At 35.8% G+C, this 17,063-nt stretch carries 12 protein-coding genes; all 12 read right to left on the minus strand.

Translation table 11 applies throughout. The features are described from left to right. Positions 1-176: 176 nt before the first annotated feature. The 12 genes from BKM63_RS15565 to BKM63_RS15620 all read right to left on the minus strand — a co-directional run bounded on the left by BKM63_RS15565 (position 177) and on the right by BKM63_RS15620 (position 17,030). On the minus strand, positions 177-1,328 hold the full coding sequence (locus BKM63_RS15565; RefSeq protein WP_431733025.1) for a cytochrome-c peroxidase: 1,152 nt from the start codon (positions 1,326-1,328) through the stop codon (positions 177-179). A gap of 145 nt (positions 1,329-1,473) precedes the next feature. Further along, a complete protein-coding gene (locus BKM63_RS15570) occupies positions 1,474-2,940 on the minus strand; it encodes a hypothetical protein (RefSeq protein ID WP_071637505.1) in 1,467 nt (488 codons plus the stop codon). After that, complete coding sequence (locus tag BKM63_RS15575; protein ID WP_242661158.1) at positions 2,927-4,408, minus strand: RagB/SusD family nutrient uptake outer membrane protein; 1,482 nt, start codon at positions 4,406-4,408, stop codon at positions 2,927-2,929. Before BKM63_RS15575 ends, BKM63_RS15570 begins: the two co-directional genes overlap by 14 nt. A 4-nt stretch (positions 4,409-4,412) precedes the next feature. Beyond that, complete coding sequence (locus tag BKM63_RS15580; protein ID WP_071637507.1) at positions 4,413-7,766, minus strand: SusC/RagA family TonB-linked outer membrane protein; 3,354 nt, start codon at positions 7,764-7,766, stop codon at positions 4,413-4,415. Positions 7,767-7,775: 9 nt separating this feature from the next. Continuing rightward, a complete protein-coding gene (locus BKM63_RS15585; protein WP_071637508.1) occupies positions 7,776-8,879 on the minus strand; it encodes a FecR family protein in 1,104 nt (367 codons plus the stop codon). A 67-nt stretch (positions 8,880-8,946) separates the two neighbouring features. Continuing rightward, the gene (locus tag BKM63_RS15590; RefSeq protein WP_071637509.1) at positions 8,947-9,546 is read right to left on the minus strand and encodes an RNA polymerase sigma-70 factor; all 600 of its coding nucleotides are present in this window, start codon (positions 9,544-9,546) and stop codon (positions 8,947-8,949) included. A 353-nt stretch (positions 9,547-9,899) separates the two neighbouring features. Then, positions 9,900-10,508, minus strand: coding sequence for a hypothetical protein (locus tag BKM63_RS15595; protein ID WP_071637510.1), 609 nt, complete (start codon positions 10,506-10,508; stop codon positions 9,900-9,902). A 127-nt stretch (positions 10,509-10,635) separates the two neighbouring features. Beyond that, a complete protein-coding gene (locus BKM63_RS15600) occupies positions 10,636-11,985 on the minus strand; it encodes a DUF3526 domain-containing protein (RefSeq protein WP_071637511.1) in 1,350 nt (449 codons plus the stop codon). 1 nt (position 11,986) lies between these two features. Further along, positions 11,987-13,438 (minus strand): ABC transporter permease, encoded by a 1,452-nt coding sequence (locus BKM63_RS15605; protein WP_071637512.1) that lies wholly within the window; start codon positions 13,436-13,438, stop codon positions 11,987-11,989. Between the two features lie 5 nt (positions 13,439-13,443). Next, the gene (locus BKM63_RS15610; protein ID WP_071637513.1) at positions 13,444-15,744 is read right to left on the minus strand and encodes a TonB-dependent siderophore receptor; all 2,301 of its coding nucleotides are present in this window, start codon (positions 15,742-15,744) and stop codon (positions 13,444-13,446) included. Position 15,745: 1 nt separating this feature from the next. Next, positions 15,746-16,441 carry an ABC transporter ATP-binding protein gene (locus BKM63_RS15615; protein ID WP_071637514.1) on the minus strand — a complete coding sequence of 232 codons (696 nt, stop codon included), beginning with the start codon at positions 16,439-16,441 and terminating at the stop codon, positions 15,746-15,748. Between the two features lie 238 nt (positions 16,442-16,679). Further along, the gene (locus BKM63_RS15620) at positions 16,680-17,030 is read right to left on the minus strand and encodes a hypothetical protein (RefSeq protein WP_071637574.1); all 351 of its coding nucleotides are present in this window, start codon (positions 17,028-17,030) and stop codon (positions 16,680-16,682) included. Positions 17,031-17,063: the final 33 nt, after the last annotated feature.

Below are 17,063 nucleotides of genomic sequence, written 5' to 3' on the forward strand. Positions count from 1 at the left end.
ATTTGATTTGTAGAAGTATAGATCGTCAAATGTAGTTTTTCTATAAGAATATTTTTATAGAATCCAGGCTGTAAATGGTTGCAAATTATAATATGCAACACAAAAAAGCCCATTTTCAAAAAGAAAACGGGCTTAAGTATATTTGTAGATTTGGAGCAATTTACAAACTAACTAAATTATTTGGGCATTTCCGGTACCATGATTCTTTTGGTTGGCGTGCTTAAAGTTTCGATAAAAGCTAATAAATCATTTATTTCTTCTTTGTTTAAATTCAGTTTTTTAAGCACAGGATCTACTTTTGGGATTAAGGAATCTCTTGGAGTTCCCAGATATTTTTTCTGAACAGGCGAGGGGTTTCCTAAATTGTATAATTCCACAACATCTAAAAGTGTTGGAAAATGTCCATGATGCATCCACGGCTTTGTGTTCGCAACTTCGCGAAGTGTCGGTGTTCTGAATTTGCCAATATCTTTTACATCTTTAGTCACATTATAGCGTCCGAAATCTTCATTTTTTGTTCCAAATAAAGTCTGCCCGTCATTATGAAATTGATTGTCACTGAAATAAGGTGTATTATGACAATTAATACATTGCGCTTTAGTTCTGAATAAATGCAGTCCTTTAACCTGCGAATCGGTATAAATATCTGATTTTCCGCTTATAAACTGATCGAATTTACTTTTAGGGCTGTTGATCGATCTTTCGAAAGTAGCAATGGCATATTGAATACGTTCCAAAGAAACCTTTTTATCACCAAAAGCTGCTTCAAAAAGTGGTTTATAGCCTTTTATTTTAGCAATTTTATCAACGGCAATTGTTAGTTTTTCATTCATTTCCAATGGGTCTCCAATTGGGAATTGTGCCTGATCTTCGAGACTTTTGGCGCGTCCGTCCCAAAATAGGGAAGTGGCATAGGCTGCGTTTAAAATCGTCATCGAATTACGTTTTCCGGTTTGGCGGTCATGCCCGAAAGAACGTGTCAAATTATCGGTCCAGCCCAATTCCGGATTATGACAGGAAGCGCACGCAATTTGACCGCTGAGCGATAATCTCGGATCAAAAAACAACACCTTTCCCAAGCTTTCTTTTTCCTTCGAATACGGATTATAATCGGGATAAGGAACTGCCGGCAAAACACCAATATCCTGAAATTTAGCTTTATCGATGCTTTCATGCAGTTCTGGGGCAGGCCATTTAGAAGCATCTCCGTCGGAATAAATTTTTCGCAATTCCTGAATGTCTATATAATCCGGCTGTTCAACGCTTTTATAAGCCGTCAAACTCACAAGGAACAGAATAGGGAAGATTAGTTTTTTCAATTCTTTTATATTTTATTTTTTTGATTTGTTTCATGTTTCAGGCTTCAGTCGCAGTCTCAGTTTTCAGTCTCAGCTTTCGTTTTTCAGAAAACTTTGTCAAAGTTTTAAACTTTGACAAAGTTACTGCGACTGCGACTGCGACTGCGACTAAAAACTAAAGCGCCACTTCCTTAGGACAGTCAATACTTAATGCGGCCGGTTTTGGATATGTTTTGTTATTGTACATTCTGTATTGTGTTGAAACCGTTCCTCCAAAAAGTGCTTCGTTTGTAAGTTTCAGTTCAAAAGAAATCTCAAATAAACCCGCACTGATTTCTTTATAAGTACCTTCTCCGGAAATTTCGATGTTATGGCTGTTTTTATTGGTTCCTGCAATGGTAATATATTGCGGAATCACCAATACTTTTCCCTGAGTTTTACTGTTTCCGTTTTCCGGAAAAAATTCTAAAGCCGAGGTAATATTGAATCCGGGAGAACTTGCAGCAGCTACGGCTTCATTACTAAACCATCTCTTTAGATTAAAAGAATTGGTGGTTGAAGTTCCTGTAACAACATTAAATCCAATTTTGAAAGCATCGTGATACACATCATCATTTGGGTTTGCAGTGCCTTTGTCGCTGTATAAAATGGCATTTTCGTTGTCTTTGGTCACGACAACGGGAAAAGTAAAGGCATTATAAGCCTGCCAGGCACAAGTACCGCTTCTGTCAAACCAGGTTTCACCGTAAGTCAGGTAAAACTGACTCGACAAATCGTAAAAGTTAGACGCAGGATTTGCATTCACATCTCTTGGTGATCGGGTTGGTTTTATGATCTGCAAAATGGTATTTCCGGTAGCAATATAATTGGGCGTATTGGTTAACGTTAGCTTAGTTTCATAACGTACATCCGGATTTTGAATATCTTCTAAAAGCGTTAAATGATAATTTATAGAGCTTCTGTTATCTCCAAAATCATCGTGGGTTAAAGAATATTCAAAACCATCCAGGAATTTAAAGATGTTGGCATTTTCAATTTCAGACGGAATAAATCCGTTTGGGAAATTTACTTTAAAATCGATTTTTTCGCCCACTTCTCCTTTAATTAAATATTGGCCCACAGGAAATGTATACACCGTACTTATTTCACCCAGTTTAATCGTAAAAGTATCGTTTGGGGCGTATGTATTTATGTTTCCGATATGAATAGCCGGATCAGATGCGTTTTCCAGTTTTAATGTAATGGTTTGTTCGTTAGCCCATCTTTTGTCAAAAGAAACAAAAATAGTATCGGTAAGCTTATTTCCTTCAAACAGCAATTCACTTTTTGGTTCTACACTAAAACTATTAGCATCTCCGGAAGTAACGGCACTAAAATTAACCTTAACAGGCTCTTTTAAAGCTGTGGAAGTTAAAGAAACCGGAACTTTTAAAACCTTAACCGATTTGTTTTCAAAAGTATTAACAGGCAGTGTTGTAGTATTTACTGTTGGATATTCAATAGGAATATTGTTGCTCCCTACAATAAAATTAAACCTTACAAAAGGATCAATAATACCGGATTCTAATCTGTAATCATCCTTTGAGCAAGAGGCAAATGCAAGAATGAGACTTAATACGAATATAATTTTAATACGATTCATTTTGCTTTAGATTGGTGTTGAGGTTAATATTACTTCTTGGAATTGGGAGTATAAATTTTGGCGAAGGATAGGTTAAGCTACAGCTAAGTGCAATACAGCCATCGTTTCTGGAAACATCTTTTTTGTTTCTGGCGATATCAAAAAACAAATGACCCTCGAAACAAAGCTCTTTTCTTCTTTCTAAAAACACGGCTTCTTTAAGATCTTCATTTCCCTGTAAAACCGCAGCATTTGCTCTTGTTCTAATGATATTGATATCTTCGATAGCCTGAGCGCTGTTGTTGAGTTCTATTGCTGCTTCGGCGCGAATTAAATATTGTTCGCTTAAGCGAAAAGCTACATACCCCGGATTACCCTGAAGCTTATCGGTAAAATAATAATTCAGGATTTCCTTTTGAAAATTGACCAACGTAGGTAATGGATGATTTTTGAATAACTGTTTGCGAATATCTGAGGGTTCATATAAATTAACCAAATCCTGAGATGCAGTGTATTTTCCGTATTGAGTATCGGATGTATATCCAAAAAATGCAGCTAATGAGGTACTTGCTGCACCTTCGTCATTTCTGGGAATTGAAAACTCCAGTAAAATTTCAGAAACCGGACCATCTGGTTTTTGCCATTGCGCTACATAATCTCCAGAATTCATTAAGACTACTCCTGAATTTTTAATAATATCATCTGCGGTATCATAGGCATTTTTCCAGTCTTTTTTAGCTAAATAAACCCTTGCCAGTAAAGCTTTTGTATTGTTTTTGTTAAAATAGGAGTGAGCAGGACCGTTTAAAATAAGAGTATCAGCATACAAATTCAGGGCGTCTTTAATATCATTGATAATAAAGGTATAAGTATTGGCAACAGTTTCCCTGGCAGGATATTGCAGTCCGTTTGTAATGGATTTACTATTATAAATAATTCCTAAATGGGAAGCATCTGCCGTAAAACCATAATTCTGGCTGTAAATTTCACTTAATAAAAAGTGTGCATAAGCCCTTGCAGTTAAGGCTTCGGCTTTTATTTGGCTTTTTTCAGTATCTGAAGCATCTTTTAAGGCATCTGCAAATTCTAAAATTAAGTTAGCCTGATTTATAATACTATAATTAGCGCTGTAAAAGGCGGCCAGATTTGATTTATCAGCCAGATCATCAAAAGAATATAGATTTACCACACTTCCCGGAGTGCTTACTTGCCCTATCGTTGTACTTGTAGATACAGCAGGTGCAAATTTTAAATTACCGCCTTGTAGATCAGCATAAGTCGAAAAAGCTTCTGTTCTTACATTGGCTTCTATAGCACGGTACATACCGTTCATTGCCTCCAGAACGCCTTGTTTGGTTCCTAATTGTTCGTTTATAGAAGTTTGTGTTCCAGGTTCTTGTTCGAGAAAATCACTGCAGCTTTGCAACAGCAAAATAGCGGCTAAAAGGAAAGCGAATTTTAGGGGATTGTTATGTTTTAAATTTCTCATTTTTTTAAAATTTAGTATTAATACCCATCGAAATCGTTCTGGCCTGCGGATAAGTATAATTAAATTCTCTAATGCCGTTCATTCCTGTCGGACTTTTTTCTTTGTACCAATACAGCACATTCGAAACATCGGCAAAAACAGTCAAGCTGTCTAGAAATGTATTGGTTAAAGGAACATTATAGCTTAAATTAATATTACTGATTTTGATGTATGTAGCATCATAAACATACTTGCTTAAATTGGGCAGTAAAGTATTGTTTCCCGGTGCAGGCTGTGTTACAATGTCGCCGGGATTTCGCCAGTAATCAAATGCATTTACTGACATATTTCTATTTACTGTTGTAGAATATTTTGCGATAATGTCGTTTGAAACCAATTTGTCTCCGCCCCATTGGTAAGCTCCTGTAATTGATAGGATGATGTTGTTGTTTAATGAAAATCTATTACTGAAACCTCCAAAAGCTTTTGGCTGTGTATTACCAATTGGCTCCCAGTCTGCATTTGTAAATAAACGGTTGTAAGTAGCTGAATCATAAACCTGTCCGTTCTTTTTAACAAGATCACGACCTGTTGCAGGATCGATGCCAATCCAGTTTATTCCCCAAATTGTTGACGTACTGTAACCGATTTTTTGAGCAAGCGCAAGGTTAGCCTGCGAATAATCACTTCCTAATCCAATTAAATCGGTTACTTTATTTTCGACTGTAGAGATATTGAATGAAGTACTCCATTTAAATTTTCCCTTTTGAAACCATTTAATTCGAGTTGTAAATTCAAAACCTTTATTGTACATACTGGCGGCATTTAATTCTAAAGTGCTATAACCGTTTTCTGATGGAATATCTCTGGCTACAATCAAATCTGATAAATCGTCATAATAATATTCTAATGCTAATTCGACCGTATTAAAAACATTGAAATCAACTCCGGTATTGAATTTTTTATTTTTTTCCCAGCTTAAATTTCCGTTTGGCGCAGCGCCCGGTGTAGCATAATCCTCACCATTGTAACCGTTTTGTGCGTTATTATACAAGCCTTTTGAACGATAAGACCCAATTCTTGAATTACCGGTTGAACCATAACTGACTTTTAGTTTCAATAAATCAATCCAGGAACTGGACTGCAGAAAATCTTCGTTGTTGATAATCCATGCCAAACCTGCACCGCTGTTTAAAGCAACATCAGAATCGCTGCCAAAAACAGAACTTTGGTCGCGCCTTAAATTTCCTAAGAAGAAATATTTCTTTTTATAATTGTAATTGATCTGCGAAAACAAGGAAACTCTAGAGCCATTGCTGATTTCGCTATTATAAGTCTGTCCGCCCAATGATTCGTCTGTAGTAGTCGCAGGATCATCATCTCGTCTGGCATCTGAAACGGCATTTACCACATTCGGATTCACAAAACCAGATCCCGAAGCATAATGAAATCTCCCTTTTTCTTCAGAAAGCTCAAATCCTAAAACACCATCTATACCATGATTTTTATTGATTTCTTTATTAAAAACCATTTGTCCCTGCCAGTTCCATTTGGTAGATTTCCTTTGGTTAATAGCTCTTCTTCCCCAATTATTATAAGCAATTCCATCCAATAAAAAATTACCATTCAGACGTCCGCTTTCATTTTCTCCCGAAAAATAACGATCCTGCTCTTTATCCTTATAATCAATACCAAAAAGAGTAGAGAACTTAATAGACTTACTAAGCTCGTAGCCTAAATTGATACTTCCTAAAATACCGTAAGTATCTGTTTCGTTTTTGTTTTGAGCAATTGCCGCTAAAGGATTTCCTCCGGTGGTACCGATAAGCCCGGTCGAGGTATAAGAACCATCTGCATTATAAGGTGCAAGTGTAGGAATATGCGCGTGCGAGTAATAAATATTTGGGGCAATACTTTGAATGTAACTCGGATTCAGAGATACATTTACATCAAACTTATTGTATCTGTAACCTAAATTAATTCCTGCATTCAACTGTTTTGTAGTGTTGCCTAACTGCGGTTCATCGATATTTAAATAAGAAATGTTGGTTCGATATGAAAATTTTGAAGTCGCGCCGGAAACGTTGAAATTATATTTGTTATAAATTCCGGAATTGTTCAGTAAATCAAACCAGTCTGTATTGACTCCATTATATGGAATCGGACTAAAGTTGGTCGATGTATTTTTTAAATAAGCATTTCGCATTTCGGTATATTGCTCGCCATTTAAGTATTTAATTTGATTAATGGCAGAAGAAACTCCAAGCTGATTGGAGAAACCAAATTTTGCTTTTCCAATTTTACCTTTTTTAGTAGTAATCAAAATAACACCATTGGCACCATCGGCACCATAAATACCAACGGCTGCGGCATCTTTAAGTACCGTAAAAGTTTCAATATTTTCCGGAGCGATTTGCGCCAGGGGATTCATTAAATTTTCTGATAACGCAGTCTGGCCGTTAAAAAAGGGACTCGATATATAACTTTCTTCACTCATAATTACGCCATCTACAATAATAAGCGGCTGTGTTGAAGTTCCTACGATAGAATTCCCCAGCGGTTTTAAACTTCCCTGTCCGCGAATATTGATTTTTACAGGTCCGCCAACACCAGAAGTATTTTCTATTAAAACACCGGCTACCTGTCCTTCAAGCATTTTATCAACACTTTCAGAAGCTTGTTGTACCGGAATATCTTTTGCTGTTAAAGTAGAAATACTTCCCACAATTTCTTCTTTTAACTTTGTCGTGCCATACGAAGAAGTAATGATAACAGGGTTTAATTCGTCTGTGAATTCTTCAAGATAAAAAGTAAATTCGGATTTATTTTCGACTTTTACCGTTTGAGACTGCATTCCTAAATATTGAATTTCAAGTACAATATTTTTAATGTCAGTACCTTTTAATTTGTATACAAATTTTCCGTTGGCATCTGTAACAGCGCCCATTCCGGTACCTTTTACCAAAACCGTAACCCCCGGCAGCGGTGATTTATCTGCAGCATTTAATACCGTTCCTTTTATCAGCCTTTCGTTTTCGTTTGAAAGAACTGCCGGCGCAGCAGGAGCATTAGTCAGCAGAACCTGTTTTTTCTGAATATAAAACGAAATGTTTTTATCCTTTAGTAATTGTGATAAAGCGGCTTCAAGAGTTACATTATTTACATCTAAATCGGAGAGCTGGTCAACATCAATTTTTCGGGTATTGTAAATGATCCTAAAATCAGTTTGTTCTTCAATAGATTTGATAATTAGGTTTATAGGTTTGTTTTTTACGTGTAATGTTATGAGTTTATTCTGAGAAAAACCTTTAAATCCAGATATGAGAATGGCTAAGAAAAACAGAATTTTTCTTAAAACGGGTTGTATCGCAAATGTCATGTTATTTATTTATCGAGGATTGGTAATGGTAATCGTTTTTTGTTCAATTGAATAATTAAAAGGGGTGTCGCGTTTTAGAAGATCTAAAATATTTTCCACACTAGATTCGCTGGTATTTATAGTACCGGTAAAATTCTGTCTGGCCAAATCAGAATTTTGATTGATAATTTCAACGTCGTAGGTACGCTGAATAATCTTGGCGATTGTAGAAAACGGCGTGTCTTTAAAGGCTAATTCTCCCTTTGTCCAGGCTGAATAAAGAGAAGGGTCAACATTTTTCAGGGTAATTTTTTTAGCATTCTGCTGCCATGTAGCCATTTGGTTTGGCTCCAGCAAAATAGCATTCGAAGGATTTGCCGTTTCAGACATTTGAATACTTCCTTCGACCAAAGTACTGTTAACGGTTGGATTTTCGGGATAAGCACTCACATTAAACTTTGTTCCAAGGACTTTAATATCAACCTCATTGGCATTTACAATAAAAGGATGTTCTTTGTCTTTGGCGACTTCAAAAAAAGCTTCACCGGTTAAATAAACATTTCGGTTTCCGTGTATGCCAAATTGTTCCGGATAACGCAGCGTACTTCCGGCGTTTAAACTTACAACGGTACCATCTGAAAGTTTAAGTCTGAACCGTTTTCCATACGGAATTTTGAGTGTGTTATAAACCAATTTATCATCAGTTGCTTTTCCAAAATAAATGATTTCGTCAGGAAATTTTTTGGCCACTAAATCTCCTTTGTCATTTACTAAAGCAGTTTGGTTTTTTTCGGAAAAATATTCTAAACGGCCGTCGCCCAATTCCAGAACAATTTCCTTAGATGTTTTTGACTTATCGGTAACTAATAAAAAAGTTTTTCCTAACCCAATTAGAACTAAAAATACTGCGGCATAGCTTAAATACTGCCTTAGTTTGTTTTTTGGTTTAAGCTGGATTAATGGAACGGAATCACTTAAAATATCTTCAGATAAACCGGAAAGAACCCACGCTTTCTTTGCCGTTATAAATTGCTTTTTGTTTTCGGAAGTGGCCTCAATCCATTCAAAAAGTGCCTGAACTTCTTGTTCTGAAGCTTCGTTAGAGAGATATTTTTGTATTATTTCCGATGTCATATTTGAGTTTTAAAACTTCGCGTTATAGTTAGTACACTTCTGAAATAAAAAACCCTACCTTTTATTCTTAATTATTATAAATAAGGATAAAAATAAGAAACAAATAATCGGATAATTTCGTTTTTAAAATCTTCAAAGCCTTTGTCATGTGGGCTTCAACAGCTTTTAAAGTAACTTGCATTTCTTCGGCGATTTCTGCGTTTTTTTTATTTTCGAAGCGTTTTTTTATAAAAACTTCTCTGGTTTTGGGAGGTAAATCGTTTATAGATTCCTGTATAATGCGTTCTAATTCCGTCAATTCTAAAGTATCGAATTGAAGCGAATTTAAAACCTCAATATCCAGTTCTCTTTCTTTATGGTTGAGTAAGTCGTTTTTGAATTTATCCTTTACTTTATTATGGCGAATGAAATTCAAGCATTTAGATTTAGCATAAGTGAACAAAAAAGCCTGAATTCCGTTGATAGAATCTACGTTTTCGCGATTTTGCCATAAATGCAATAAAGCTTCCTGAGCAAGATTTTCTGCTTCATCCTGATCATAAATAAACTGTACACTAAAAGATTGAATTCTTCTAAAGTACTTATCGTAGAAAAACTTAAATGCAGTTTCGTCTCCTTCCTTAAAGGATTTAAAAAGGGTTAATTCAAAACTGTTATTATTGTTCATTAAACGAAGTTTACTTTGCGAAGCAATTTAAGTAAATTTTAAAAACTACCTGAATTGGCTCAGAAAGCGGCAAATATAAAAGTTTATTTATATTAGTTCTAAATAAAATAAAAATAAAGTCCTTTCTGAAATATTTTATTCAGAATAGGTTTAGAAAGTTTTATTTAAGCGCAAAATGCGCAGAGATTTTTTGACAAGCCGGGCTGTAAAAAAGAAAGGTTACAAAGCTTTCTTTAGAAAACCTTACATTTATGAAACACAACCTGAGCTTTTAACTTTGGTATTCATGATAAACAATAACCGGGTATAAAAACCGCGGCGCACCTTACGTACCTTGCGGTTAAATAAAACAACTAATTAAGTATCAAATCAATATTTTCAGATAAATTGGTAACCAGTTCTGGTTTATCGCCGTTTCTTAGAAGCCAGGGAACGAGTTTTCCTTTGCTTGTAATTTTTTCCTTAGAATAAACCAAACTAAAATATTCAAACTGGTCCTTTGGTGCTTTTAAATCTTCATAATAATAACGGGACTGCCTTAAAGCGGGATATTTATTCAGCAAATAATCATTTAGGGTAAATGAAGCGCCTTCTTTATATAAATCTGCGGCTGCAATAGGAGTAATAGTAATTTTATGAATGTTCTTTTTTAAGTCCTGATACGCCTGTTTTGTGGTAGAAAAATCAGATTGTTTCAGCTTATCTTTTTCAGACAACTGCCGAATCACAGAAAGCCTTACATAATCGCCGTTTATTTCAATTACTTTAAAAATAAAATAATTGGTCTGCATGCTTTGACTTCCGTTAGAACCTCTTTGTTTACTAAAAATAAAACTGCCCAGCTGCAATTTATGTTCTGGAGTATTAATAGCTTTTTTCCATTTGTATGGATGGTAAACCAATTGTTTAAAGGCATATAAAATGATAAGAATAAGAAGACTTATCAATAGAACTTTTTTCATAGAATGGAAATTTTTACTAAAAATAGGAATTAAACGGTAAAGCAGGCCAAAATTATAAAAACACAAAGTCCGCAAAGCTTTGAATAAAACCTTGCGAACTTTGTGTCAACCTTAGCGTTCTCTGCAGTTAAAAACGATTAGGACGATTAAAATTCCGCCATCCAAAACCAATCAGCAGTAAACTAAAAAGCAATAAAGGTAAAAACGCTTTTGCAAAACTAGTTTCAGTCGGATCCTTAAAAGTTTCAACTTTAAAATTCTCCCATTTCTGCTGTTCAACCGGAGCATTATCAAAAATCTTCGGATAAAAATGCAGACGCAGTTTTTCATGAAATTTTGTTGTTTCTTTTAAAAACAAAAGCTGGTTTCGCAAATCTGATTTTGCAATTTCATTTAACTGAATCTGAGTGTGAAGCGTTGGAATAAACTGCGCAATCACTTCACTCGCACGGTTTCGCTGCTGTAGCTTGGATTCTAATTCCTGAGATTGCACAGCCGATTCGTCGTCGCCCATTTGCTGCATAGCATAATACCAAAGCCAGCTGAATTCTTTTTCAGGAAGCGGATAATTTTTGAACTGAGGATAATGTTTGTAGAATTTATCCAGCGTTTCCTGTTTATCCATATCCCATTTTTCATGGTAGGCATTTCGCTGTGTCAATGTTAATTCTAAAGCTTCCGGAGTTTTGTATTTGTTGATGATATAAGTATTGATGCCGGCAGGAAGAATGATAATGAGGAATAACCAGATTGTAAGCAGAATTACAGCATTAAAATTTGAATTTTTCTGTAATGAAACAATGAAAAAGCAAACGGCAAACCAAAACAAAATATACAAAACCGAAATTCCGTAAAACACAAAAAACGATTTATCAATTGGAATCTGCAAAAAGAAAACGGCAACAAAAAGAATCAAAGTTAAAAGTGCAATCAGACTTAAAATACGAACGTAAAACAGTTTTAAAATATATACAAACGTATTCGGACTTTGTGTTGCTACGATTTTCCAGGTTCCGGATTCTTTTTCTTCGGAAATGATATTATACGAAAAGGCAATAATCAAAAGCGGAAACAGATACAAAAGCACAAAACTAAAATCGATATTTCCTGATAAAAGATTACTCGGATTATTCAATTCCGAATCGTATTTCTGAGCTTCTAAGCCGCGAATCGTAACACTTTGAATTGACGGATTTACATCGCGCTGGCCAATCGCTAAACTGTTTATCGGCAGGGTATTGTTAACCAGTGAAAACTTGATGTAGTAGAGCAGAAGCCCCATTTCGTCTTTGTGAAAAGCTGCATTTCTGGCAATATGTTCTTTTTGATAAATGGCCGCTTCTGTGATATTCTGCTGTTGTTTTTCCTGAAACTGGCGTCCAATTAAAAGACTTATAAAACCGATAATTAATAAAAAAAGTAAGCCGATTTTGGTGCCTTTTGAACGGATGAAATTTTTAAATAAGAGTACTAACATATTAAACGGCTTTTAGGTTTTTAGCGGCAATTCTGATTAAAAGAAGCAATAGAATTACCCATAAAAGAATAGAAATAACAGAAACAGCTTCGGATTTTAAAACATCCCAAATTCCTTTTGGTTCATAATGAAATTCTTCGAGATCTGCCCAGTGCTCTTTGCCAATAGTAAGCGGTTTATCATTGGGTCCGGGTTTTTTATTGCTGATGTATTTGATCTGCAAAGCATTCATTTTCTGCGCCATTTTATAGCGGTATTGCTCCGCTTGTTTCTGAAAATCGATGTACGAATCATAATCTGTATTGGATAATCCCATCGACAGATTTTTGATGGCGATATACGGATTTAGAAAGGAAACGGCTTTAGAAAAACTGTTTTGTTTTTCATAAATTCTCAGCAGTTCTTCTAAATGTTTGTTGTAAATATTAGAACTTATTTTTTCGCCTTCGGTCATAATAAATCCGGAATAGTTAAAAGGAAGTTTTTGAACCGAATCAACTTTATAAACTCTCAACAAAGAATCTTTTATAGCTTTATAATGTACATCATTAGGGTTGTGGCTGTCTCCTTGTTTGAGGATATCTTTTTCAATATCGCTGTTAAACTGGATTTTAGACGGTGCTTCATACAAATACGCTCCAATTGCCTGAGTTGTTCGTGGCAGAATAATGGTAAAAATCAGCCAGATTCCGATTAAGGAAACCAATGCTTTTTTTGAAGTTTTGCTGGACGCCGAAACCAAAACGGCAACCACGCAAAAGAACATCAGATAAATAAAATGAAACCCTATAAACAACAGCATCTTTATAGTTTCATCTGCCGAAATTGAGAAATTTTGAAGGATTAACCAGATCAAAACCAAAACAATAATGGTTGGAGTAAAAAGAAGCATCATTACGCTTGCAATACCCAGAACTTTACCAAATAAAAGTTGTTTCCAACGGATTCCCTGGCTTAACAGGATTTTTAAGGTTCCGTTTTCTCTTTCGTAGGCAACAGAATTAAACCCCACAAAAAAGATCAGGAGGGGCAGTAAAACCTGCAAAACCATCGCAATACTGATTTCGCCAAAACGAAGCATACTATTTGAAAATCCGGCTTCAGAGAAATTGGCTGTATTTTGTTTGTGTGCTTCTAAGAAAATAGCGTTCCCAAAAAACGGCTCCATTCCAAATTCAAAAACACTTAACGACGTACTTTTTCTGAAAGCAAAATTTCCGTAATGCGCCATTCTATGCGGATTTTTATCTGGATTTTTCAACCAGTCTTCGCGGGATTCATGCTGATATTTTTCGCTGGTTTCGTTTTGGCTGCTGTAATTATCCCAGCCAGAGAAAGCGGCAAATAACAACAGTACGCCAATAAAAAGGGTAATAATATAGATCGCCGAATTTTTAAAAACAGAATTTTTAAAATGCCTGGCAATAAGGATTTCTGTATGTAATAATTTCATATAAACTAAAATTTATAAGTTACCGTAAGGCTTACATTTCGTGGGCTTCCCGGAAATAAGCGCAAATAATTCTGCGCGCCAAGCCAATACGTTTTGTTTAATAAATTGCCGGCATTTATCGCAATCTGTACGTTGCTTTTGCTTGGTTTGTAAAACAAGGCAGCATCAAAAATGGTAAAGTCCGGAAGTGTAAAATCTCTGGTAAACCAAGGCACCTTACTGCTTTGGTACTGCACCCCAAATCCGATTCCTAAATCCTGCAAAGCAGAATCTGATTTAAAGTTGTAGCGTGTCCATAAATTAGCACTGTTTTTTGGTGTATTCTGCTTTCTCGCGCCAATTAAAGCAGGATTGTTGTCTTTTGTAATTTCGGCATCAATGTAACTGTAGGATGCATTAATCTGCCAATCAGGGGTAATGTATCCTGCCAGATCACACTCAAAACCACGGCTTCTTTCAGCACCTCTGGTAACCAGTAAATCCGGATTTGCAGGATCGTTGGCATTCATCAGAATATTTTTTTGGTTGATTTCGTAAATCGCAGCATTAAAGCTCATTGAATTGTTTAAAAAAGTAGTTTTTATACCTATTTCTTTTAAATCACTTTCCAGAGGATCAAATAAACTTCCGGCAGGTAAAGTTCCTGTTTGCGGCATTAAAGTAACCGTATTAGATTGAGGCTGATAACCTTCCAGATAAGTTGTGTACACATTTATATCGCTGTTTACGGCATAAGTAATTCCAATTCTCGGCAGCAAAGCCGATTTTTTGACTTTGAGTTCGTTATTGGTTTCGTAATTCGTAATATCTTCAAACCATTCGTTTCTTAATCCCAGTAAAAAAGTAAATTTTTCCCATTGAATCTGATCCTGAATATAAACCGCATTTGTTGTAGTTAATGCTGATGGTAAAGCAGTTCGCACATTCAGCGTATAATCTTCAGGGCTTGTTATTTTATAAGTTGGATTGTTCAAATTAAAATAATCAACATTAGGTTTTGGCATTACAACGCCGTCAACGGTAATGGTTTGATAATTTGAAGCATTCGCCAAAACAAAAGAACCCGCAACAGTGCCGTCCTTTAATAAATAACCTCTGGCTGCGTTTTGTCCGCCTCCTTTATTTTTATTCCAGCTGCTTAAATCGTAACCTGTTAGTAATTTATGATTGAGTTTCCCGGTTTTAAAGTCGAAGTTTAAATAAGCACTCAAATTGTCAATGTCCCAGTTTTGCTGGCGTTGAACAAACTGCATCATGGCCAGACTTGTAACAGGCTGATTATTTATATCGACTGCAAAAGCATTTGTGGTACGGTGCTCCTGAAGATCTTCTGTCCAGGTTTGTTTCATATATGAAGCATTAAAACCAATTTTAGAATTGAATTTGTGTGCAAAATTCGTCGTCAGGATCATTTCTTTCGATTTGAAAAAATCACTTGGAGCGCCCAGATTTAGGCTTATTGGTGTTTTATTCAGGCTTGTTTTTCCGGCAACGGCACCAAAAATAGGCTGCCCGCGATCCAGAATTCCGGTCATGTCGCTCAAAATTAATTCGGTATTAATTGCTGTTTTTTCATTCGGAATATAACTGAAAGACGGCGAGATCAGGAACGATTTATTATTGACTAAATCACGAAAAGATTTTGCCTGCTGATAGGCACCGTTTACCCGATATAAAAGCGTTTTTGATTCGTTTAGAGGACCGGTAAAGTCAAGTGTACCGCGTAAAGTGCTAAAACTGCCCACGCTCATGCTGATTTCTTTTCGGTCAACGGCCAGAGGTTTTTTAGTCACCATATTAATGCTTCCGCCGGGATCAACAGAGGAAAATGTCGCGCTCGAAGGGCCTTTTATCACTTCAACACGTTCGATATTACTCGTTAACGGCTGTAAAAAATAGTACTGGCGTGTTCGCATTCCGTTGATAATCTGGCCTTCTTCATTCTGGCTGATACCTCGAATTGTGTATTGATTGTAATAACTCGCCGGAATAACGCCGCTTGACATTTTTACGGCATCGGCTAGATAAAAAGCTCCTTTATCAGCAATTAATTCTTTGGTTATGGTCGAAATAGACTGCGGAATATCTTTATTTAAAGCCGCAATTTTTGTGGCTGCAAACGAATAATCGCTGTTGTACTTTTTGGTCGAACGACCTACAATTTCAACAGTCTGCAATTCATTTCGTTTGGCCTGCATTTCAAGGGAATCCTTAACAATACTGTCTTTAACTTTGCTGTTAATAGTTTGAGATTGGATAAAATGAGTGCCAATCATTACAAATAAAATAGAGAGTAAGTTTTTCATCTTAAACGGTTTGTAGATATAAATCTTCCAGTTCGTTGGCCGATATTTTATCTGCTTCGATAACCGTAACTAAATTTCCCTGTTTCATAATCCCAATGTGCGAAGCGACTTCTCGGGCTCTGAAAATATCATGGGTTGCCATTAAAATCGCTGTTCCATCTGCGGAAAGTTCTTTTAGAATCTGCGAAAATTCGTTGGATGCTTTTGGGTCTAAACCGCTCGTAGGCTCGTCCAGCAAAAGTACTTTTGCTCTTTTGGCAATCGCAATTGCAATTCCTACTTTTTGACGCATTCCTTTAGAATAACCACCCAAATTCTGGTCGTGCGCACCAATTTGAAGTCCGGCTTTGTTTAAAAAATAAGTCAATTCTCCTTTAGAATATTTAAATCCTGCCAATGACGAAAAGAACTTAAGATTTTCTAAACCCGTAAGATTAGGGTATAACATGACCGTTTCCGGAATATAAGCGACATGTTTTTTGGTTTCCTGATTATTTTCGGTAACCGATATATTGTTGATTTCTAGTTCTCCTGATGTAGGTTCTATAAAACCTAAAAACAAATTAATAGTAGTGGTTTTTCCGGCCCCATTCTGCCCTAAAAGAGCAAATATTTCACCTTCTTTTATGGTTAGGTTTAAGGCGTTTAAAGCGGTATGATCGCCATACTTTTTGGTAAGGTTTGTTGCTGTAAGCATAAGTTTATATGTTGAAATGATGGATTTAAAAAGCGGATATAGAAATTTTTTAAGCTTTTAAAAGTTTTAAAAGCCTGATTGTTAATTTCTTTGTGAAGAATTACCACAATACAAAAACAGTTTTTTTGGAATTGCTTAAAAGCAAGTCAAAAAAAGCAGTAAAACACAGGTGATTTTACCTCAATTAAATAAATAAGGCAAAGGCTGTTATAGTTTTAAAAAAGTAAAAATGTAGTAATTAAAGGATAGCGGGGGGTGCTCGCAGCGCAAAAAGACTGCCTTTGAAAAACGTTGAAATTCCCTCGAAATAAAGAAATGTGTAAGAAGTTTCAACAACTGTTTTATGAAATGAGAATGCCTGAAATGAATTGGCAATAAAGGTGCTGAAAGCAAAATGACAAATATGGCAATTCGCATCGACCGAATGGCTGTGGGTTATTTCTTTTTGGCCTGGAATGTATTTGTGGTCACATCGTTTTTCTGATGCCTGCCTTAAAATATGTTCGTAGGAGTGAACCGTCTGAAACAGCATCGCAAACAATACTGCAAAAGACATCAGGAAATTTACTACTGCAATTTTCTTTTTCATTCCGTGTAATTTCTGCTGAATATTTAAATGCTT

It is taken from the genome of Flavobacterium johnsoniae, assembly GCF_001879205.1.
In the GTDB taxonomy this organism is placed as follows: domain Bacteria; phylum Bacteroidota; class Bacteroidia; order Flavobacteriales; family Flavobacteriaceae; genus Flavobacterium; species Flavobacterium johnsoniae_A.

Coding starts and splice junctions, on each gene's coding strand:
- BKM63_RS15570 (WP_071637505.1), bottom strand. CDS start 2,940: ATGAATCGTATTAAAATTATATTCGTATTAAGTCTCATTCTTGCATTT.
- BKM63_RS15575 (WP_242661158.1), bottom strand. CDS start 4,408: ATGAGAAATTTAAAACATAACAATCCCCTAAAATTCGCTTTCCTTTTA.
- BKM63_RS15580 (WP_071637507.1), bottom strand. CDS start 7,766: ATGACATTTGCGATACAACCCGTTTTAAGAAAAATTCTGTTTTTCTTA.
- BKM63_RS15585 (WP_071637508.1), bottom strand. CDS start 8,879: ATGACATCGGAAATAATACAAAAATATCTCTCTAACGAAGCTTCAGAA.
- BKM63_RS15590 (WP_071637509.1), bottom strand. CDS start 9,546: ATGAACAATAATAACAGTTTTGAATTAACCCTTTTTAAATCCTTTAAG.
- BKM63_RS15595 (WP_071637510.1), bottom strand. CDS start 10,508: ATGAAAAAAGTTCTATTGATAAGTCTTCTTATTCTTATCATTTTATAT.
- BKM63_RS15600 (WP_071637511.1), bottom strand. CDS start 11,985: ATGTTAGTACTCTTATTTAAAAATTTCATCCGTTCAAAAGGCACCAAA.
- BKM63_RS15605 (WP_071637512.1), bottom strand. CDS start 13,438: ATGAAATTATTACATACAGAAATCCTTATTGCCAGGCATTTTAAAAAT.
- BKM63_RS15610 (WP_071637513.1), bottom strand. CDS start 15,744: ATGAAAAACTTACTCTCTATTTTATTTGTAATGATTGGCACTCATTTT.
- BKM63_RS15615 (WP_071637514.1), bottom strand. CDS start 16,441: ATGCTTACAGCAACAAACCTTACCAAAAAGTATGGCGATCATACCGCT.
- BKM63_RS15620 (WP_071637574.1), bottom strand. CDS start 17,030: ATGAAAAAGAAAATTGCAGTAGTAAATTTCCTGATGTCTTTTGCAGTA.